Source organism: Staphylococcus sp. FSL W8-0304 (assembly GCF_038006565.1).
Lineage (GTDB): Bacteria > Bacillota > Bacilli > Staphylococcales > Staphylococcaceae > Staphylococcus > Staphylococcus epidermidis.
Map to the genome: position 1 here is coordinate 1,107,979 of NZ_JBBOVL010000001.1, position 20,785 is coordinate 1,128,763.

The 20,785-nt window shown below is 31.5% G+C and carries 18 protein-coding genes; 11 read left to right on the forward strand and 7 right to left on the reverse strand.

From position 1 onward, the window contains the following. Nucleotides 1–27: 27 nt before the first annotated feature. A complete protein-coding gene (locus NST35_RS05275) occupies nt 28–933 on the reverse strand; it encodes a transglycosylase domain-containing protein (protein WP_002446690.1) in 906 nt (301 codons plus the stop codon). Nucleotides 934–1,323: 390 nt separating this feature from the next. Between NST35_RS05275 and tyrS the strand changes: the two genes are divergently transcribed. Beyond that, the gene (gene tyrS / locus NST35_RS05280; protein WP_002446689.1) at nt 1,324–2,589 is read left to right on the forward strand and encodes a tyrosine--tRNA ligase; all 1,266 of its coding nucleotides are present in this window, start codon (nt 1,324–1,326) and stop codon (nt 2,587–2,589) included. A 190-nt stretch (nt 2,590–2,779) separates the two neighbouring features. Here tyrS and NST35_RS05285 read toward each other — a convergent pair whose 3' ends face one another. Continuing rightward, nucleotides 2,780–4,018 carry a S1C family serine protease gene (locus tag NST35_RS05285; protein WP_002457833.1) on the reverse strand — a complete coding sequence of 413 codons (1,239 nt, stop codon included), beginning with the start codon at nt 4,016–4,018 and terminating at the stop codon, nt 2,780–2,782. A 279-nt stretch (nt 4,019–4,297) separates the two neighbouring features. Here NST35_RS05285 and NST35_RS05290 point away from each other — a divergent pair, with 279 nt between their 5' ends. From NST35_RS05290 to NST35_RS05300, 3 genes are all read left to right on the forward strand, one after another. After that, nucleotides 4,298–4,921 carry a lysophospholipid acyltransferase family protein gene (locus NST35_RS05290; RefSeq protein WP_002446687.1) on the forward strand — a complete coding sequence of 208 codons (624 nt, stop codon included), beginning with the start codon at nt 4,298–4,300 and terminating at the stop codon, nt 4,919–4,921. Between the two features lie 230 nt (nt 4,922–5,151). Next, complete coding sequence (nagE, locus tag NST35_RS05295; protein WP_272941641.1) at nt 5,152–6,603, forward strand: N-acetylglucosamine-specific PTS transporter subunit IIBC; 1,452 nt, start codon at nt 5,152–5,154, stop codon at nt 6,601–6,603. A gap of 95 nt (nt 6,604–6,698) precedes the next feature. Further along, complete coding sequence (locus tag NST35_RS05300) at nt 6,699–7,823, forward strand: HAD family hydrolase (RefSeq protein WP_002457831.1); 1,125 nt, start codon at nt 6,699–6,701, stop codon at nt 7,821–7,823. 79 nt (nt 7,824–7,902) lie between these two features. On the opposite strand, the gene serA is transcribed toward NST35_RS05300, so the two are convergent. The 3 genes from serA to NST35_RS05315 form a co-directional block, all read right to left on the reverse strand. Then, nucleotides 7,903–9,498 (reverse strand): phosphoglycerate dehydrogenase, encoded by a 1,596-nt coding sequence (serA, locus tag NST35_RS05305; RefSeq protein ID WP_002457830.1) that lies wholly within the window; start codon nt 9,496–9,498, stop codon nt 7,903–7,905. Then, nucleotides 9,488–10,651, reverse strand: coding sequence for a pyridoxal-phosphate-dependent aminotransferase family protein (locus tag NST35_RS05310; protein ID WP_002446683.1), 1,164 nt, complete (start codon nt 10,649–10,651; stop codon nt 9,488–9,490). Before NST35_RS05310 ends, serA begins: the two co-directional genes overlap by 11 nt. A gap of 126 nt (nt 10,652–10,777) precedes the next feature. Further along, nucleotides 10,778–11,218 carry an SACOL1771 family peroxiredoxin gene (locus NST35_RS05315; protein ID WP_002446682.1) on the reverse strand — a complete coding sequence of 147 codons (441 nt, stop codon included), beginning with the start codon at nt 11,216–11,218 and terminating at the stop codon, nt 10,778–10,780. A 77-nt stretch (nt 11,219–11,295) separates the two neighbouring features. Between NST35_RS05315 and NST35_RS05320 the strand changes: the two genes are divergently transcribed. Then, nucleotides 11,296–12,042: a glycerophosphodiester phosphodiesterase gene (locus NST35_RS05320; protein ID WP_002457829.1), complete on the forward strand. Its 747-nt coding sequence runs from the start codon at nt 11,296–11,298 to the stop codon at nt 12,040–12,042. Nucleotides 12,043–12,315: 273 nt separating this feature from the next. Here NST35_RS05320 and rpsD read toward each other — a convergent pair whose 3' ends face one another. After that, nucleotides 12,316–12,918 carry a 30S ribosomal protein S4 gene (gene rpsD, locus NST35_RS05325; protein WP_002446680.1) on the reverse strand — a complete coding sequence of 201 codons (603 nt, stop codon included), beginning with the start codon at nt 12,916–12,918 and terminating at the stop codon, nt 12,316–12,318. A gap of 220 nt (nt 12,919–13,138) precedes the next feature. After that, nucleotides 13,139–13,609 (reverse strand): GAF domain-containing protein, encoded by a 471-nt coding sequence (locus NST35_RS05330; RefSeq protein WP_002457828.1) that lies wholly within the window; start codon nt 13,607–13,609, stop codon nt 13,139–13,141. Between the two features lie 134 nt (nt 13,610–13,743). Between NST35_RS05330 and ezrA the strand changes: the two genes are divergently transcribed. The 6 genes from ezrA (at nt 13,744) to NST35_RS05360 (ending at nt 20,742) form a co-directional block, all read left to right on the forward strand. Next, nucleotides 13,744–15,438, forward strand: coding sequence for a septation ring formation regulator EzrA (gene ezrA, locus NST35_RS05335; protein WP_002457827.1), 1,695 nt, complete (start codon nt 13,744–13,746; stop codon nt 15,436–15,438). A gap of 329 nt (nt 15,439–15,767) precedes the next feature. After that, nucleotides 15,768–16,907: a cysteine desulfurase family protein gene (locus NST35_RS05340; protein WP_002457826.1), complete on the forward strand. Its 1,140-nt coding sequence runs from the start codon at nt 15,768–15,770 to the stop codon at nt 16,905–16,907. After that, the gene (gene thiI / locus NST35_RS05345; protein WP_002457825.1) at nt 16,907–18,130 is read left to right on the forward strand and encodes a tRNA uracil 4-sulfurtransferase ThiI; all 1,224 of its coding nucleotides are present in this window, start codon (nt 16,907–16,909) and stop codon (nt 18,128–18,130) included. The genes NST35_RS05340 and thiI overlap by 1 nt, the downstream gene beginning before the upstream one ends. A gap of 39 nt (nt 18,131–18,169) precedes the next feature. Beyond that, on the forward strand, nt 18,170–18,934 hold the full coding sequence (locus NST35_RS05350; protein WP_002457824.1) for a TSUP family transporter: 765 nt from the start codon (nt 18,170–18,172) through the stop codon (nt 18,932–18,934). Nucleotides 18,935–19,171: 237 nt separating this feature from the next. Beyond that, the gene (gene tpx / locus NST35_RS05355; protein ID WP_002457823.1) at nt 19,172–19,666 is read left to right on the forward strand and encodes a thiol peroxidase; all 495 of its coding nucleotides are present in this window, start codon (nt 19,172–19,174) and stop codon (nt 19,664–19,666) included. Nucleotides 19,667–19,794: 128 nt separating this feature from the next. Further along, on the forward strand, nt 19,795–20,742 hold the full coding sequence (locus NST35_RS05360) for a class I SAM-dependent methyltransferase (RefSeq protein WP_002457822.1): 948 nt from the start codon (nt 19,795–19,797) through the stop codon (nt 20,740–20,742). The last annotated feature ends 43 nt before the right edge of the window (nt 20,743–20,785 follow it).

Genomic DNA, 20,785 nt, shown 5'->3' on the forward strand with positions numbered 1-20,785 from the left:
AAAAATTTTGATAAATATATTTGATTTTTATTCGTCTTTCGATTGTTTCAGCAAGTGCTGTTTAATATTGTATTTTTCAGCATTTTTGTATTGTTGTTTAGAAATTTTTCCTTCAACACGCATACGTTTAAGTACGTATTGTTGACGTTTCATGCTCAATTTTAAAAGATGGTGAGGCTTTATTTTGCCATGTTCGTCATAAGGCGTATAGCCATATGGACTTTGCAGTAAGCCAATGAGATACGCTGATTGTGCAACATTCAAATCTTTTGCAGGTATACCAAACAGACTATATGAAGCGGAAGATATACCAGTTATATTGGCACCGTTGTAGTCATGACCAAAAGGAACGATATTTAAATACGTATATATGATTTCATCTTTTGATAATAAAGTTTCGACCCGTGTAGCCAAGATAATTTCATTTGCTTTACGACTATAAGTTTTTTTGTTTGAGAGCACTTGATTTTTTACTAATTGTTGCGTGATCGTACTACCACCAGAAGATTGGTTTGAATTTGTGATATCTTGAAGCATCGCTCTTAAAAGTGCTTTAGGCATGATACCGTTATGTTTATAAAATAATGTATCTTCAGAGGCTGTAAGTGCATGTATAATATTTGAATTTACATGGTTCGGTCCAACTATAAGTGTATTTTGTGAATGATCATATTCTTCCAAAATTTGATTATTATGATTTATTAGCTCATCGCCAGGTATATGAAGGATTTTTGCTTTCAAATCTTTATCACTTATTGACGAAGCATCTTTAGTTAATTGTTGGAAGTAAAATACTAATGACAACAGTATGATAAAACCAATCAAAAAAAACACCAAAAAAATCATGACACATATATGTTTGACTTTTTTATATAAATGTTCAAATTTAGTATATTTATCTGTAGTTAGTATTTGATACTTGTTGAAATGCATTAGATACCTCCTAAAGTTAGATATAGTATACCACATCTTGAAATTTGACTTTTAAAATAATGTTAACTATAATAATATTCAATTCAATATGTTTTGAATATAAAGGACAAGTAACTTTTGAGAAAGCTTAAAGAGAACTAGTGGTGGCTGTGAACTAGTAGTTTCTTATTGGTGAATACACCTTGCTATTTTTATTATTCAACGTTTTATTAATGAACGTATCATTAATAGAGATATTTATGAGTAACGAACTCTATCTAAGTATGGTGGTACCGTGCATAAGCGCCCTTACATTTTTGTAGGGGCGCTTTTTAATAGGTTTGGATAAATCACTATATTTATTAAATATCTTTAACTTTTTTAATTTAAAAAATTAGGAGGATTTTATCAATGACTAATGCTTTAATAGAAGATTTAAAATGGAGAGGGTTAATTTATCAACAGACAGATGAAGAAGGTATCGAAGAATTATTAAATAAGGAACAGGTCACATTATATTGCGGTGCAGACCCTACAGCTGATAGTTTACATATTGGTCACTTGTTACCTTTTTTAACATTAAGACGATTCCAAGAACATGGGCATCGTCCTATCGTCTTAATTGGTGGAGGTACTGGTATGATAGGTGATCCTTCTGGAAAGTCTGAAGAGCGTGTGTTACAAACAGAATCACAAGTTGAAGCTAACGTCAAAGGCCTGTCTAATCAAATGCATCGATTATTTGAATTTGACAGTGATAAAGGGGCACAATTAGTCAATAATAAAGATTGGCTTGGTCAAATTTCGTTGATTAGTTTTCTTAGAGATTATGGTAAACATGTAGGCGTTAACTATATGCTAGGAAAAGATTCTATTCAAACTCGTTTAGAACATGGTATCTCTTATACAGAATTTACTTATACGATTTTACAAGCTATTGATTTTGGTTATTTAAATCGTGAGTTAAATTGTAAAATTCAAGTAGGCGGTTCCGATCAATGGGGTAATATTACAAGTGGTATTGAATTAATGCGACGAATGTATGGACAAACTGAAGCATATGGACTAACAATCCCATTAGTAACTAAATCGGATGGGAAGAAATTTGGTAAATCAGAGTCTGGAGCTGTGTGGTTAGATCCTGAAAAGACAAGTCCATATGAATTTTATCAATTTTGGATTAATCAATCTGACGAAGATGTAATTAAATTCTTAAAATATTTTACTTTTTTAGAAAAAGAAGAAATTAATCGATTAGAACAATCAAAAAATGAAGCGCCTCACTTACGTGAAGCACAGAAAGCACTAGCTGAAAATGTGACGAAATTTATTCATGGAGAAGCAGCTTTAAAAGACGCTATACGCATTTCAAAAGCACTGTTTAGTGGAGATTTAAAATCGTTATCTGCTAAAGAACTTAAAGAAGGGTTTAAAGATGTACCTCAAGTAACGTTATCTACAAAAACGACAAATATAATTGAAGCACTTATTGAAACAGGTATTGCTTCATCTAAACGTCAAGCTCGTGAAGATGTAAACAACGGTGCAATATATATTAATGGTGAACGTCAACAATCAGTAGATTATGAGTTAAGTAGTAAAGACCTCATTGAAGATGAAATTACAATAATTCGACGAGGAAAGAAAAAATATTTCATGGTTAATTACCAATCATAAATGACAAAAAATTATTTGATTATTTAAAAATATTCTATGTATATTGTAAAAATTAAAAGATTTATTTAAAAAGGAATAACTATAAAAGTAAAACTCTGAGTATCTCTTACAATGAAGTATACTCAGAGTTTTTATTTAAAATCGGTCAACTAAAATAGCTTAAAATCAATAAGTATAAAGTGAAAATATTTTATTGAGCAAATTGACTTTGTGATTGAGATGATTCAGGTGCAGATGCTTGTTTTTTTAATTTCACATTAATATCTTGTGTCTTACCATCTCTGATAACTTTTAGAGTAACCATTTCACCTGGTTTTTTGCTTTCGTATAAATAAGTTCTTAAATCTGTATCATCTTTTATTTGTTTACCATCTATTCCAGTAATAATATCACCTTTTTTAATGGCATTATCACTGTCTACTTTAGCTACATAAACACCTTTGTCTTTATGAGTATGTAGTTCTTTACGATAGTTTTCAGGAATATCACTTAAGTTTATAAGACCTATACCGATTGAAGGTCGTTCGATTTTACCATGCTTAACGAGTTGTTCAATGGTCACTCTAACTTCATTACTAGGTATAGCAAAACCTATACCTTCTACTTGTGCTGCAGCGATTTTCATAGAATTGATACCAACGAGATTTCCGTTAATATCTACTAATGCACCACCTGAATTACCAGGATTTATTGCAGCGTCTGTTTGTAAAACATTAACTTTAGTATTACCAGCAGAAGTATTGGCATCAATTGTACGTTCGTTAGCTGAGATAATTCCTGATGTAACAGAATTTGCAAATTCTAATCCTAGTGGATTACCCATTGCAAAAACACTATCGCCAGTTTGAACTTTTGATGAATTAGCAAATTGAATTGATTTTATTCCTTTTGTATCCTTTATTTTTAGAACAGCAATATCTGTTAGGGCATCTTTACCTATTAATTTGGCATCTACTTGTTTTGTATTATGTAGTTGAACTTTAATTTCCGAAGCACCATCAACAACGTGATTATTTGTAACGATATATGCGGAACCATCACTTATTTGATAAATCACGCCGGAACCAATCCCCGCTTCTTTTGATTTAGATGCCTTACCATTGAATAGATCATCAAGGTTTGTAGATTTTTGCATGTTTATTACGCCGACAATTGCGGGAGAAACGTCTTTAATCATGTCATGTACTGATTTGTATTGGTTACTTTTACCATCTAACTGATTGCCACCATGACTATTTGAAACTTGATGAACAGTAGCACCTTCATTGTTAAAACCAGTTTTATTAAGGAGTTTACCAATACCTAAGACGAGAAGTGCTCCAATAATTCCAGCGATTATTGCAACAATAATTGTTTTAATCCATGGAAAAGTGTGTCGCTTCTGTGAAGAATTTCGATAGTGGTGTTGATTCTTTTCTTGTTCTGACATTTGTTACCTCCATAATTTGTAGTCTGTATTACTATTATGTATCGTTTGTATAAAATTTGCTAGCAATCAACTATACGACTTTAGGAGTATTATCATAAATGCCATTGTTGTCTTTAAGATTTGGAAGAATCAATGCTTGATAAAAATAACTTTGTAGTCATATTGTTATTTATTTCAGTGCTATAGTTATCAAATGACTAAAGAAAACATGTGTTGTATTGTTCTATGAATTTGATAGTGATAAAATCATTATGATAAAGAAAATAAGCAGGTGACATTATGTACAATTTTATAAGTAAGATTTTAGATGTTATTTTAGTGAAAATGTCTAAATCATTATATGTTATTGGTAAGGAAAATATACCTAAAGATAGTAAATATGTTGTAACTTGTACGCATGAAAGTTATAACGAAGTAATCATGTTAGGAATGGCATTACTCCCTAATCAAATCCATTATATGGCTAAAAAAGAATTATTTAGGAATCAGTGGGCTGGCAAATTTTTGAAATCACTAAATGCATTTCCAGTTGATAGAGAAAATCCTGGTCCAAGTACATTAAAAAAACCAGTGAATTTACTTAAAGAACATAAAACTATAGGTATTTTCCCGACTGGTCATCGTACTTCAGTAGAGGGAGCCCCATTAAAACGTGGTGCAGCTACTATAGCAATGCTAGGGAAGGCGCCTATCTTACCAGCGGCTTATGTGGGTCCCAAAAAAATTCATGGTTTGATTACAGGTCAAGCATTAATCAAAATCGGTAAACCAATTGAGATGGATGATATTCCAAAGGATTTGAAACGTAATGAGAAAGTTGATTTCCTAACCAAAGAAATTGAAAGACGCACAACTCAATTACAAAAAGAACTTAATGAAATTTCACGTAGTTTAAAGAAATAGAGTAATATAGATATCATTACTATTGAGGAACGTCGTACAATTAAATGATTTGTATAGACGTTCTTTCTTTTAGATTATAATTAAGCGTTTACATTAAAGTGGATAATTATTTTTCAAGAGTAAATAATTTGACTTTAATGTATGGTATAGAAAACGATTTTGCATTGCAGTGTTTTAACGTTTGATAATAAAAATAAGGGATGATATAAATGTATAAATTTTTGTAACATTTGGGTAGATCTCTCATGTTACCTGTAGCTGTTCTGCCAGCAGCTGCAATAATTGTAGGTATAGGTCATACTTTAGATGCTTTAAACATACTGCCTCAAGCTGCTCTCTTTTTTACAAGTGTTGGGATCACTATATTAGAGCAATTAGGTATATTATTTGCTATTGGTGTAGCTATCGGTATGGCTAAGAAGAACGATGGCGCAGTAGCATTAGCAGCAGCGTTAGGTTTTTTTATAGTTACGGTAGTACTATCTCCAGAAAAATTAGCAACTTTGTTACAAATTAAAGAATCTAAGATTGATTTAGCATTTAGTCAAATGAATAATGGAAATGTGTTTGTAGGAATTATTATAGGTTTGATTGCTGCATATAGTTATAACAAATTTAGTGAAACGAATTTACCTATGGCCTTATCATTCTTCAGTGGGAAACGACTTGTTCCAATCATGACAGCATTCTTTTGTACAATTTTAGCGGTTATTTTATTATTGATTTGGCCTCCAGTTTTTAATGGCATAGTTACTTTTGGTAAGTGGATTGTTGGTATGGGGCCATTCGGTGCATTATTATATGGTTTTTTTAATAGATTATTAATACCTACTGGGTTGCATCATGCGCTCAACAATGTATTTTGGTTTGATACTGCTGGAATAAATGACATAGGTAAATTTCAAAGTGGTAAAAATGCTATTAAGGGAATTACTGGCAGATACCAAGCAGGATTTTTCCCAGTTATGATGTTTGGTATACCGGCAGCAGCTTTGGCGATGTATCATACTGCGAAGACGAATCAAAAAAAACAAGTTTATGCTTGGTTTTTAGCAAGTTCAGTTTCGGCATTCTTTGTGGGTGTAACAGAACCTATAGAGTTTGCATTCATGTTTGTAGCTCCAGTTTTATTTGTTATTCACGCAGTTTTAACTGGATTATCATTATTTATAGCAGCAATGTTTCAATGGACAGCAGGTTTTTCATTTAGTGCAGGTCTTATAGATTATGTGCTTTCATTAGTTAATCCGATATCTAATCACCCTTGGATGTTATTGTTGCAGGGTGTAGTCTTTTTTATTATCTATTACGTTATCTTTAGAGTTGTCATACAAGTCTTTAATTTAAATACTATAGGAAGGGGAGATAATGAACTTATCGATCCAACATCAAATGATACTTCTGAAATGGAAGTATTACAGAACAAAACCACTACAAGTAAATATTATCAAAATGCTAAACGTATTTTAGATGGATTAGGTGGTAAAGAAAATATTATTAGTTTAAATCATTGTGCAACAAGACTTAGATTGGAGCTTAAAGACAATTCAATTATAGATGAGCAGAAAATTAAAAATGCTGGAGCTATTGGTATAACTCAAAATGGACAGCATTATACCCAAGTGATTATTGGAACACACGTACAACAAGTTGCCAATGAAATGGATCGCCAAATGAATTAGTATGTGAAAGGGCTGGCTCGTAATGAGTTTGCCCTTTTTAATTGAACCATGTAATATAGTTATATCAGAATTTTCTGAAATGAAAGGGGTAAGGCATGAAGGCTATATTATTTGATGTAGATGGCGTATTTTTAAGTGAGGAACGATGTTTTGATGTTTCAGCAATTACTGTAGCTGAACTTTTATCGAGTCCAGATTTCTTAAATTGTGGTATAGATATTCATTTTAATGGTAATTTAACTGAAAACGATATAAACAAAATACGTAAAAACGTATTCAATCATGACCGAATACTAAATCAACTAAAGTCACTAGGTTTAAATTCAAATTGGGATATGCTATTTATTGTATTTAGTATTCATTTAATTGATAAAGCTAAACAATTAAAACCATCATTACGAGAGCAATTACTTGATGAATCATTGTTTACAAAAGAGACTTTAAAGGAAATAGCAAAGTATTTAACTGATAAAACGATAAATTATAGCTTACCTTATGATGTGATAGCTTCGTTTAGAAATGGTAAAGATGCTATTTACGAAGATTTGGAAGTTTACGCTAAAAATCAATTAGAACTTAACAACACTAGTTTATTTAAATTGAAAAGTCCCTTATGGACATTAGCAAAAGATATATATCAAGAATGGTATTTAGGAAAAGCTTTATTTAATCAAGTTGAATATAAAAAAGATATTCAAGATTTTAAGAAAGGTTTCATTTATGATGAGGTCATTCTTAAACCTATAGATGAAATTCAATTATTACTTCAAAATCTAATAGAAGCGGGATATCAAATTGCGATAGCAACTGGAAGACCACGAACTGAAACAATAATTCCATTTCAATCATTGGGATTAAAATCTTATTTTAAAGATGAACATATCGTAACGGCAAGTGAGGTGTTGCTAGCAGAGAAGCAATTTCCTCAATATCAACCTTTAGGAAAACCTAACCCATTTAGTTACATCGCTACTTTAAATGGAAATTATAACGACCAATATGAACGATATGCGACAAATCAAGAAGATATCGTGAATAAAGATGAGGTCTACATAGTAGGTGACTCTTTAGCTGATTTATTAAGTGCGAAGAAGATAGGGGCAACGTTCATTGGTACTTTAACTGGTTTAAAAGGTAAAGCTGCTCACGCTGAATTAGTTGAAAATGGAGCAGATTATGTAGTAGAAGATATAACTAAGATTCGAAAAATTTTATTATAGACAAAAAATGACCTCAGATCGTATATTAATTTCAATCTGAGGCATTTTTGTTGGTTTATAAAAAGACGAAAGTAATTAATTAAATTGTTAACTTAGTACTAATAATTTTGTTAAATCCGCTTGTTTCATTTAAAATTTTTATAACTTCCTCACTTGCTTGTTGATCAATAGAAAGAATCATTAAAGCATCTCCACCAGCATCGTTACGGCCTAAAGTCATTGACGCAATATTAATTCCGTGACTTCCCAATAGGTTTCCTGTTTGTCCTACTATACCAGGTTTGTCTTTATGGCATGTTACTAATTGGTATTGGTTAGGTTTAAAATCAAGTGAGTAATCATTAATACGTACTATTCTTGGCCCAAAACCTGCGAATACCGTTGCGCCAATTTTAATTTTATCTTGATCATTAACTAGTTCTAGCTCAATGTAACTACTAAAGCCAGAATGTTTCTTTTGTTTTTCTATATTATACGTGACACCCTGTTGGTTAAGTATTGCTAATGCATTAATAATATTGACTTCATTACCTAAATCTTCTTTCAAGATGTTCGTTATAATTGTTCTTGTAATTAAACTGGTGTCATTTTGAGCTAAGTCACCAGCATATTTAACTTTAATTTCACTCGGAGCACCATCGAGTAGCTGAATAGCTAACTCACCAATCGTTGTACTTAAACCTATAAAGCTTTGCGTTGTTTCATCAACTTTGCTTAAATCCATTTTTGGAGCATTCACGGCATGCTCCACATTCCCCTTAGTTAGAATTTCAATTATTTCTTCAGATACAGAGACTGCAACCTTCTCTTGGGCTTCTACAGTTGAGGCGCCAAGATGCGGTGTGACGATAATTTTATCATGTTGAATGAGGGGAGAATCAGTAGGAGGTTCATGTTCAAATACGTCAATAGCTGCACGATCTATTAAGTCATTATCCAATGCTTCAATAAGTGCAGTTTCATCTATAATCCCCCCTCTGGCAACATTTATGATTTGTAAATTTTGTTTAGCTTTATTAAAGAAAGATGATCCAACAATTCCTCGAGTTTTAGGTGTTAATGGCGTGTGAACTGTTACAAAGTCAGATTTTTCGGCAATTTCATCAACAGTTGCAATTTGAATATCTAATGACTTCGCTTTATCTTCTGTCAAATAAGGATCGAAAGCTAAAATTTTCATACCGAAACTCTGAGCACGTTTAGCGACACCCAAACCAATCCTACCAACACCGATAATACCTAACGTTTTGCCATAAAGTTCAACACCTCTAAATGCTTTACGGTTCCATTCTTTGTTACGTAAAGATTGGTGTGCTTGAGGAATATTTCGTGCCATTGCTAGCAACATGGCTACTGAATGTTCTGTAGCAGAAATTGTATTACCATCGGGAGCATTAATTACTAGAATACCTTTTAAAGTCGCTGCTTCTATATTAATATTATCCACGCCTACACCAGCTCTTGCAATGACTTTCAAATTTGTTGCAGCGTTAATAATTCGCTCTGTTACTTGGGTTTGACTTCGTACGATAAGAGCTTCATAAGTTGAAATCATATTTACTAAATCATTCTCAGATAAATCTGTTTGTACATCTACTTCAAATTCTTGATGTTTTAAAATACTTTGTAAACCATCCTCAGAAATTGGGTCTGATACTAATATTTTATGACTCATGTCCAATAACCTCCATAAATTGAGTTATCCCTTTTCCAATATAATTGACATTTCTATTAGAAGTTAAAATAATTTCCAATGCAGACACGACTGCTAAAATATCAAAAGGAGATATTTTTCCCATGTGACCAATTCTCAAAATTTGTCCTTTTAAGTGACCTTGTCCTCCAGCAATAGTTATATTGAATTGAGATTTAAGTTGATTTTTAATGATATTAAGTTCTTCTTGATTTTTTGGAACAAATGAGGTTACAGTAGGTGAGGCATGGGCATCATCTTTTACTAATAATTCTAATTCAAGTGCTTTTAGTGCCGTTCTTAAGGCATCCCGTATTTTAAAATGGCGTGAAATAACGTGATTTAATCCTTCTTTTTTTACAAGTTCTACATAAGCATTTATTCCTCTAAATAGACCAACATTAGGCGTGAAGGGCGTTGAATTTTGCTCTTGTGATTTGATGTATTTATTTAAATCTAAATAGAATCTTGGTGTTTCTACATCAGCAAATCGTTTTTTTGCTCTATCACTATAAGCAACAAATGCTAGACCTGGTGGTAGCATGATAGCTTTTTGACTTCCCGAAACTAATACATCGATTTTATCTTTTGTTAAATCAACATCCACTGCACCGATACAACTTACACCATCAACAATAAAATATAAGGAATTATCAAAAGCTTTAAGTGCATGACCTAATTGGTGAACTGGATGTATGACACCAGTAGACGTTTCACAAAATTGAGTGAATACTGCAGTGACTGGTACATTTAATTGCTTTAAATAATTAATAAAGTCATCAACTACTACAGCTTCACCCCAGTTAACATCATATACATGTACATGATTATAATAAGTTTGTGCGATTTGTTTAAAGCGATTTCCAAATGCACCAGAAACAATTATCACAATATGATCCTCAGGATTTGCGATGTTAAGCATACTTGCTTCTAATACGCTAGTGCCACTAGATGTAAGAATAAGTACTTCGTTTTTGCTACCAAATACTGGCTTTAAACCTTTAAATGCTTCACTAGCAATTTCCTCAAAGTCAGTAGAACGATGACCTACCATTGGTAATTGTACGGCACTCAAGATTTGTTCCGGTACAGGAGTTGGTCCAGGTGTTAATAATAAAGGTTGGTAATACTGCATTGTACATTCCTCCCACAATAAGATTTATTTATTTTAGCAAAAATTCTGAATATTTAAAACCCTTATTAAATAGCTATCACATAATTAAAACGTTTACATGTTTAAAATTTGTGATAGCTATATGATTTATATTAAATTAGGCTCAATTGAAATAATGACATTATTCCGTATAGCATTAGATATCATGCAATTTTTATCTGCAATCACTAATAATTTATCTAAAATACTTTTAAGCTTTTCTTTTTGAGAAGAGGGCACTTCAATTGAGGGATAATGTGTAATACGTTCCATTTTAAATTTTTTATTTTCAAATGAAGCTGTACCTATTGACTGTTGATTAATTTTTACATTAGTAAAACCACTCTTTTCTAGTGTTGCAGCGAGTGAAATGATGTAACAAGATGATGCTGCACTTACTAGTAATTCATCTGGATTTGTGCCTTTTCCTTGGCCACCTAGTGAAGAGGGGATGGATATATTTTCATTGATAATATCTCCTCGAAGTTGACCTACTTCTTCGCGTCCACCTAGCCACTCAGTTTTAACTTTAAAATCATGTTTAACCATATGAATTGACCTCCAATTTAATTATGGTAATTTAAGTTTAGGGCAAATTAAATAAGTTTAAAAGAAAGGTGACTTTGATGAAAATTCGACGTCCAAATCAACATTTCCAAATCGTAGCGCATAGAGGATTACCTGAAGATTATCCTGAAAATACTTTAATCGCTTATCGACATGCGCTCATGTTACATATAGATATGTTGGAAATTGATGTACATTACACAAAAGATAAAGAGCTTGTCGTTATACATGATGATACTATCGATCGTACGTCAAATGGTAAAGGCAAGGTTTCTGACTTTACTTTAAAAGAATTAAAAGCATTAGATTTTGGTTTCTATAAAGGAGAGAAATTTAAAGGGGAGAGGATACCGACTTTTGATGAAGTGTTAGATTTAGCAGATAACTTTTCGCAAAAATTATTAATAGAAATAAAAAAGCCTAGTCAGTATCCAAATATTGAAAATATGATCGTTGATAAATTGAAGGAAAGACAAATATCTAAATCTAAAGTGATTTTACAATCATTCGATTTTGATTGTGTAAAAAAATTGTCGGCAATGAATTTAGATTATGAATTAGGTTTATTAATTAGTAAGAAAAAATATTGGCACAAGTTACCGAATTTCAAAAAAATTGCCAAAGTTGCTGATTATGCTAATCCTAATTATCAAATTGTTTCGAAGAAATTTATGCAATTTGCTCATGAGGAAGAATTAAAAATATTACCTTATACTGTAAATAAATTAAAAGAATCACAAAAATTAATAGATATTGGTGTTGACGGTATTATTTCCGATGTACCTGAAGATTTATTCGAGCTATAAGTATGATGGGAAATGTAAGTAACAACGCGAAGTTCAATACGTATGTACAACCAGAACTTGCTTCAAAAAATAATAAATAAGAGCGTATTTTCAATTAAGTTGAGTATTGATCATTGTTAATAAAAACTGGAATATTAATTAATATCCCAGTTTTTATTAAACAAAATGCATTATACATTTAAATATTTGAAAACTAAAACAAGATAGAAATTTTTATATAAAATAAAACACCCAAATCCAAAATTGGAATTGGGTGTAAAAAGTAGAAATCGATTATCTTGAGTAGTACTCAACGATTAATTGTTCATTGATTTCAGCTGGTAACTCGCTACGTTCAGGGAATCGAACGAAAGTACCTTTTAAGTTGTCAGCATCAAAGTCTAAATATTCTGGTACGAAATTGTTAATTTCAACAGATTCTTTAATAATATCTAAGTCTTGTGATTTTTCACGAACTGTAATCACTTGACCAGGTTTTAATGAGTAAGATGGGATATCTACGCGTCCACCATCTACTTCAATGTGACCATGGTTTACTAATTGACGTGCTTGACGACGTGTACGAGCTAAACCTAATGAATAAACAACTGCATCTAAACGACTAGCAAGTAATATCATGAAGTTTTCACCGTGTACACCATATTGCTTACCAGCAATATCAAATGTGTTGCGGAATTGTCTTTCAGTCATTCCATATAAGTAACGTAATTTTTGTTTTTCACGTAATTGTAAACCATATTCTGATAATTTTTTACGTTGGTTAGGACCATGTTGTCCTGGTGCGTATGGTCGTTTTTCTAATTCTTTACCAGTACCGCTTAATGAGATACCTAAACGACGAGATTTTTTCCAGTTTGAACCTCTGAATCGAGCCATGTGAGACTCCTCCTTTTTCTTTTTTGTTGTTATGAAAAAACAAAAAAGAGTGTTACATGCTTATCGAGATATATTGTTTTATGTGTCTTCACCTTATAGCGACAGTTACGCGACACGTCCACATTGGGAACAACATAGAGCTAGATAATATATAACTGCTATTTTCGTTAATTCACACAAAGCTTATTTTATCATTTTAAAAGAAAGTGTCAAGATTATTTTAAATTTGATTGAGTTGTTTTTCTAAAGTTTTTACAATAGATTCAAGTCCTTCTTGATCATCTTGTGAAAATCTATTTTTTATAGGAGCGTCAATATCTAATACTCCGATAATCTGGCCGTTTTGATGTAATGGAATAACAATTTCTGATTGACTATTTGCGTCACAAGCTATGTGACCAGGGAATTGATGGACGTCTTTAACACGTTGTATTTCACCAGATGAAACGGCAGTGCCGCAAACCCCTTTGCCGATAGCAATATGTACACAAGCAGGATGGCCTTGAAATGGTCCAAGAATAAGCTCCTTATTTTCAATAAGGTAAAAACCTACCCAATTAATATGATCAATTGTATCGTTAAGAAGAGCAGAAGTATTGCTTAATATTGCAATTAAATTCTTTTCATCTTCGATTAAACTAGCAAGTTGTTTTGATATCAGTTTATAATTTGTTGGAATATTCATTGTCATCGTCATACCTCGTTACTACAATTTTTAATTTAGTATAAGCTTTTAAAAATAATCTATCAATTAATTGATTTTGTGATTTAACGACGCACAAAATTACGTTATAATGTAAGATGATAAAATAGGAGGAGAAGTATATGGTGTTATTTATCATATTAGCAATATTAGTAGTTATTTTAATTGCTATTGGCGTATTGTTTTATATGCGCTCAAACAAAAGAAATTTAATTGAAAAAACAGAAGAGCGTAAGAACGAAATTGAACAATTACCTTTAGATGATAACCTAAGAAAACTTACTGGTTTAAATTTAAAAGGTGAAACAAAGACTAAGTATGATGCAATGAAAAAAGACAACACAGAAACTACAAATAAATACTTAGCTCCAGTAGAAGAAAAAATTCAAAATGCTGAAGAGTTTTTAGAGAAATTTAAATTCACAGCAGCACAAACTGAAATTGATGATGCTCACGAATTAATGGATCAATACGAAGAGAATTATCAGCATCAAGTAACTCAAGTGGACGACATTATAAACTTACATAAAGAAAATGAAGCATTGTATGAAAAGTGTAAAGTTGACTATCGTGAAATGAAACGTGATGTATTAGCAAATCGTCATCAATTTGGTGAAGCAGCTGAACCACTTGAAAATGAAATCGAAAATTATGAGCCTAAGTTAAATGAATATGAGAGTTTAAAAAGTGAAGGTAACTATGTTCAAGCCCATAATCACATTGCTGCTTTACAGGATCAAATTAAAAATTTAAAATTTTATATGGATGAAATTCCAGAATTAATTCGAGAAACTCAAAAAGAATTACCAGGACAGTTTCAAGATTTAAAATATGGATGCAGAGACTTAAAGGTTGAAGGCTATGATTTAGATCATGTCAAAGTCGATGGTACAATACAAAGTCTTAAGACAGAATTAAGTTTTGTTGAACCAATGATTAGTCGATTAGAATTAGATGAAGCTAACAATAAACTTGAAAATATTAATGATAAATTAGATGAAATGTATGATCTTATTGAATATGAAGTAAAAGCTAAAAATGAAGTTGAAGAAACGAAAGATATCATTACTGATGACTTATTTAAAGCCAAAGATATGAACTATACATTACAAACCGAAATTGAATATGTTCGTGAAAATTACCATATTAATGAATCAGATGCTCAAAGTGTAAGACAATTTGAAAATGAAATTCAAAGTCTCATCTCAGTTTATGATGATATTTTAAAAGAAACTTCTAAATCTGCGGTACGTTATAGTGAAGTACAAGATAATTTACAGTACCTTGAAGATCATGTATCTGTGATTAACAAAGAACAAGATAAACTTCAAAATCATCTCATTCAATTACGCGAAGATGAAGCTGAAGCAGAAGATAATTTATTAAGAGTACAATCTAAGAAAGAAGAAGTATACCGACGTTTATTAGCTTCTAATTTAACTAGCGTTCCAGAACGTTTCATTATCATGAAAAATGAAATTGATAATGAAGTAAGAGAAGTAAATGATCAATTTAGCGAACGTCCAATTCATGTTAAACAACTAAAGGATAAAGTAGCAAAAATTGTTATTCAAATGAATACATTTGAAGATGAAGCTAACGATGTACTTGTAAATGCTGTATACGCAGAAAAACTTATCCAATATGGTAATAGATATCGTAAGGATCATCATCATGTTGATAAAAGCTTAAATGAAGCAGAACGATTATTTAAAAATAACCGATATAAACGTGCGATAGAGATAGCCGAAGAAGCATTAGAAAGTGTTGAACCTGGTATTACCAAACATATTGAAGAGCAAGTGATTAAAGAATAGTAATTTGTGTATAAATATTATACAACTGTGAGGTAAATCTACTTGAGATTTACTATCTTATTTTAATCATAATTGATAGAGTCAAAGATTAGTATAAATGTAACTTTCTGCAGTCATCGACTCTCCATGCATCAGAATTACCTGAGACAATAATGAATGTCTCAGGTTTTTTAGTGTTCTATTAGTAGTGAATTAAAATTCATGGTCACACTCTTTTAATTTTGTGAGAAAATAGTATAATGCTTGAGTATCTTAATTTGTAAATTTATAGTGAAGCAATTCATTTTTAAAACAAGATTTAATTAAAATTTGAAAGAGAAGTGTTATCAGTGATTTATTTAGACAATGCAGCCACTACCAAAGCTGATCAAGATGTTGTTGATTCATTCGTAAAAGTGAACCAAACATTATACTTCAATCCAAATAGTCCTCATCATGCAGGGGTTCAAGCCGAACAATTATTATTGAAAGCAAAAAGTGAAATCAATCGTATATTAAGCTTAAATAATCAGTTTGATATCATTTTCACAAGTGGCGCAACTGAATCGAATAATATACTGCTAAAAGGTATTGCGTATATGAAAAAAGAAACTGCTAATGAGATTATCACATCAGTCTTAGAACATCCCTCAGTTTTGGAAGTAATGAGGTATTTGGAAAGGGAAAAAGGTTTTAAATTAAAATATGTTGATGTGACAAAAGAAGGTAAGTTGGACACAGAACACTTAAAATTATTAATGACAGATAAAGTAGGACTTGTGACATGTATGTATGTCAATAATATTATGGGACAAATTCAACCTATTGAAGAAATAGCAAATATTGTAAAAAATTACCCACGTGCACACTTTCATGTTGATGCAGTCCAGGCTTTAGGTAAGGTACCTATGCAGATCAATCATGTTGATAGTTTAAGTTTAAGCGGTCACAAGTTTAATGGACTCAAAGGTCAGGGTCTATTACTTTTAAAAAATATTCAAAACATAGAACCTATTGTCCATGGTGGTGGACAAGAATATGGTTTACGAAGTGGTACAGTTAATTTACCAATGGCTATTTCTATGGTTAGAGCTATAAAGAATGCTGTTGATCAAACATACGAGCTTAATTTACGTTTAAGCAATTATAAAAATAAATTACTTTCATTTTTAGCAGAATACAAAAATGTATTTATCAACTCTCCTCAAAATGCATCACCCCACATTATAAATATAGGATTTCCAGGTGTTAAGGGTGAGGTACTTGTTAATGCTTTTTCCAAACAAAACGTAATGGTTTCAACTACAAGTGCTTGTTCTTCTAAGATGAATAAATTAAATGAGGTTTTACTTGCTATGGAAATTGCAGAGTCAAAAATAGAAGGTAGTATAAGAATTTCTTTAGGGGCACATACGACTGAAAACGATATATTAAGTTTTATGAATGCATTTGAAACTGTATATAAGGAAATTAAGGAGCTGTTAAAGTAATGCAATTTGATCATTTATTAGTTAGATATGGAGAACTTACGCTTAAAGGTACGAATAGAAAAATGTTTGTTAATCAACTTAAAGACAATGTGAAACGCGCACTTATTCCATTGCGTGGTTATCATGTCAAAGGAAAGAGGGATAGAATGTACATAGAATTATCCCCTGAAGCAGACATAAATGAAATCATTCAACGCCTATCTAAAGTTTATGGTATAAAGTCAATCAGTCCAGTCATAAAAATTGATAAAAATGAAGAGAAAATAAATCAATCAGCGATACAGTTATCTCAAGACTTTGTAAAAGGTTCAACTTTTAAGGTAGATGTAAAACGAGTTGATAAGTCATTTCGATTGGATACGTATGAATTGCAACGTCAAGTAGGTGGAGCAATACTAAAAGAAAATAATAATATAACAGTGAATGTTAAAAATCCTGACTATGAGATTAAAATAGAAGTAAGAATGGATGCTATTTATATTTATGAAAAAGTAATCGCTGGTGCAGGTGGACTGCCAGTCGGTACAGGAGGTAAGACATTACTTATGTTAAGTGGTGGTATTGATTCTCCTGTAGCAGGAATAGAAGTAATGAAACGTGGCGTAACTGTTGAAGCAATACATTTTCATAGTCCACCATTTACGAGTGAAAAAGCTAAAGATAAAGTTATCGAATTAACAAGAATTTTAGCGGAACGTGTTGGTCCTATTAAGCTGCATCTCGTACCATTTACAGAAATACAAAAGCAAATTAATAAAGTTGTACATCCTCGTTATACAATGACTTCTACAAGAAGAATGATGATGCGTATATCTGATAAAGTTGTACATCAAATAAATGCTAATGCCATCGTAAATGGAGAGAATCTTGGTCAAGTAGCAAGTCAGACACTAAAGAGTATGTACGCTATTAATCATGTCACAGCAACACCTGTTTTAAGACCTCTATTAACGTTAGATAAAGAAGACATTATTAAGAAAGCAAAAGAACTCGGTACATTTGAAACATCTATTCAACCTTATGAAGATTGTTGTACAATATTTACTCCGAAAAATCCTGTAACTGAACCGGATTTTGACAAAGTAGTAAAATATGAAAGTGTATTTAATTTTGATGAAATGATAGAAAATGCAGTTGAAAATATTGAAACATTAACAATAGATCAAAATTATAAGAGTGCGAAAGAACAATCTACAGATTCATTGATTAAAGATTTATTCTAAAATTCGTAATGTAATAAAAACAAAGGGGTTAGGCTTAGTATGGATTGGAATTTATCGATTATGTTGATGATTGTTGCCTTTGGTTTTATCGCTTCATTCATCGATTCTGTAGTTGGTGGGGGTGGACTAATTTCAACCCCCGCATTACTTGCAGTTGGTTTGCCGCCGTCTGTTGCTTTAGGTACAAATAAATTTGCGAGTTCTTTTAGTACATTAACAAGTGCATTAAAATTTTTACGTTCAGGTAAAGTTGACTTGAAAATAGTAGGAAAGATGTTTCCATTGATATTTGTTGCTTCCGGTGGTGGTGCTATCATTGCGACATACATACCAGCAAATATTTTAAAACCGCTAATCATTATAGCACTGTCATTAGTTCTTATTTATACCATCATACAAAAAGATTGGGGAAATGTAAGAACATTTACCGATTTTACTTTTACAAAAGCAGTATTATTTACATTAATATTTATTGTTATTGGATTTTATGATGGTTTTTTAGGTGGTGGTACGGGCTCCTTTATGCTATTTACACTTTTATTATTTGGCTTTGACTTTTTAAGCGCAGCTGGTAATGCAAAGGTTTTAAATTTTGCATCTAATTGTGGTGCGTTATTATTTTTCATGATTTTAGGTCAGGTCAATTATTTTTATGGTATTATTATGGCTTCTAGCATGATGATAGGTGCTTTGTTAGGTGCTCAATTTGCCTTGAAAAAAGGGGTAAGGTATGTAAAAGCTTTATTTATAGTAGTTACTGCAATATTAATTATAAAAAATCTCTACGATTTTATTGTGCAGTAAATAATTGTTAGATTAAGAGGTTCAAATGAAATTGTAGACAAACTTTAAATGAGTGTATAGTGCTTATCTTGTCGAGTTAATGTTTGCAAATTTGTTTGGCCTCTTTTATTACTATATTAAAAATAGCGATTTTTTGGAAAGGTTTTCATTTTTTAATAGATAATGGCTAAAAAATTGAAAATCATACGTTCTTTGTCGTATCATTATAATTAACTAAGTTGATAGGAGGTCGTTACGATGACTCAAATTACATTTAAAAATAATCCCATTAAATTATCAGGTTCTGAGGTTAATGAAGGTTATATCGCACCAAATTTCACAGTGCTTGATAATAGTTTAAATCAAATTACTTTAGATGATTATAAAAACAAGAAGAAATTAATTAGTGTTATACCATCTATTGATACAGGAGTATGTGATAGTCAAACTCGAAAGTTTAATGAAGAAGCTTCAGCTGAAGATGGCGTAGTTTTAACGATATCAGTAGATTTACCTTTCGCCCAAAAAAGATGGTGTGCATCAAGCGGATTAGAAAATGTAATTACTTTAAGTGATCATAAAGATTTATCTTTTGGTCGAAATTATGGACTTGTAATGGATGAATTACGCTTACTTGCACGTTCGGTATTTGTGTTAAACGAAAACAATAAAGTAGTATATAAGGAAATTGTCAGTGAAGGTACGAATTACCCTGATTTTGAAGCCGCATTAAAAGCATATAGAAATATTTAGTCATATTGAACTATTGACAGTAAAAAGTTTTAGTGTCCATACTTGTTCGAGTAGTAAATTAATTATTTAGAGTTAATTCATACTATCAATCACGGATGGACACTTTTTTAAATAGAAAGGGATATTTTATGTCTGAAGAAAACACTATAATGGAACGTCTATTTCATACATTAGACGATAAAGCTAAAGCCTTAAACAAAGAAAATGGACAAAGTTTTATCGAAAATTTAGGGCTAGCTATGGAAGATATATATACAAACCAAAGAGAACTTTTAGAGCAAGCAACGCTTCAAGATAGAAGGAAAGCTTTTCAATTTGCATATTTAAGTTTATTACAAGAAGAAAATATTCAAGCTAATCATCAGATTACGCCTGATTCTATTGGACTCATTCTCGGTTTTCTTGTTCAACGCTTTTTAGAACATAAAGAGGAAATGCACATTGTAGATATTGCAAGTGGGGCAGGTCATCTAAGTGCAGCAGTGAAAGAAGTACTTTCTGATAAAACAATTATGCACCATCTGATAGAGGTCGATCCGGTGCTATCACGTGTAAGTGTGCATTTGGCTAATTTTTTAGAGATACCATTTGACGTTTATCCTCAAGATGCGATTATGCCTTTACCATTGGAAGAGGCAGATGTCGTGATTGGAGATTTCCCAATAGGATACTATCCTTTAGATGAACGTAGTAGAGAAATGAAGTTAGGCTTTGAAGAGGGACACAGTTATTCCCATCATCTGTTAATCGAACAATCTATTAATGCGCTAAAAGGGGCAGGTTATGCATTTTTAGTTGTTCCTAGTCATCTCTTTGAAGATGATAAAGTGAAACAGTTGGAAAATTTCATTGCTACAGAGACTGAGATGCAAGCATTTTTAAATTTACCTAAAACTTTATTTAAAAATGAAAAAGCACGTAAATCTATATTGATTTTACAAAAGAAAAAATCTGGCGAAACTCGACCAGTTGAAGTCTTATTAGCAAATATCCCTGATTTTAAAAATCCTCAACAATTTCAAGGTTTCATTTCTGAATTGAATCAGTGGATAGTCACAAATCATACAAAAAAATAGTCTGTAACAATATAGTATTCAAACTGTGTTAATGATAAAATGA

Bases quoted from the DNA above. Each gene is read 5' to 3' on its own strand.
- NST35_RS05320 (WP_002457829.1), top strand. From the start codon at position 11,296: ATGAAAATTCGACGTCCAAATCAACATTTCCAAATCGTAGCGCATAGA.
- serA (WP_002457830.1), bottom strand. From the start codon at position 9,498: ATGAGTCATAAAATATTAGTATCAGACCCAATTTCTGAGGATGGTTTA.
- NST35_RS05290 (WP_002446687.1), top strand. From the start codon at position 4,298: ATGTACAATTTTATAAGTAAGATTTTAGATGTTATTTTAGTGAAAATG.
- NST35_RS05360 (WP_002457822.1), top strand. From the start codon at position 19,795: ATGTCTGAAGAAAACACTATAATGGAACGTCTATTTCATACATTAGAC.
- NST35_RS05330 (WP_002457828.1), bottom strand. From the start codon at position 13,609: ATGACAATGAATATTCCAACAAATTATAAACTGATATCAAAACAACTT.
- rpsD (WP_002446680.1), bottom strand. From the start codon at position 12,918: ATGGCTCGATTCAGAGGTTCAAACTGGAAAAAATCTCGTCGTTTAGGT.
- ezrA (WP_002457827.1), top strand. From the start codon at position 13,744: ATGGTGTTATTTATCATATTAGCAATATTAGTAGTTATTTTAATTGCT.
- NST35_RS05315 (WP_002446682.1), bottom strand. From the start codon at position 11,218: ATGGTTAAACATGATTTTAAAGTTAAAACTGAGTGGCTAGGTGGACGC.
- NST35_RS05350 (WP_002457824.1), top strand. From the start codon at position 18,170: ATGGATTGGAATTTATCGATTATGTTGATGATTGTTGCCTTTGGTTTT.
- NST35_RS05310 (WP_002446683.1), bottom strand. From the start codon at position 10,651: ATGCAGTATTACCAACCTTTATTATTAACACCTGGACCAACTCCTGTA.
- NST35_RS05300 (WP_002457831.1), top strand. From the start codon at position 6,699: ATGAAGGCTATATTATTTGATGTAGATGGCGTATTTTTAAGTGAGGAA.
- tyrS (WP_002446689.1), top strand. From the start codon at position 1,324: ATGACTAATGCTTTAATAGAAGATTTAAAATGGAGAGGGTTAATTTAT.
- tpx (WP_002457823.1), top strand. From the start codon at position 19,172: ATGACTCAAATTACATTTAAAAATAATCCCATTAAATTATCAGGTTCT.
- NST35_RS05275 (WP_002446690.1), bottom strand. From the start codon at position 933: ATGCATTTCAACAAGTATCAAATACTAACTACAGATAAATATACTAAA.
- NST35_RS05285 (WP_002457833.1), bottom strand. From the start codon at position 4,018: ATGTCAGAACAAGAAAAGAATCAACACCACTATCGAAATTCTTCACAG.
- thiI (WP_002457825.1), top strand. From the start codon at position 16,907: ATGCAATTTGATCATTTATTAGTTAGATATGGAGAACTTACGCTTAAA.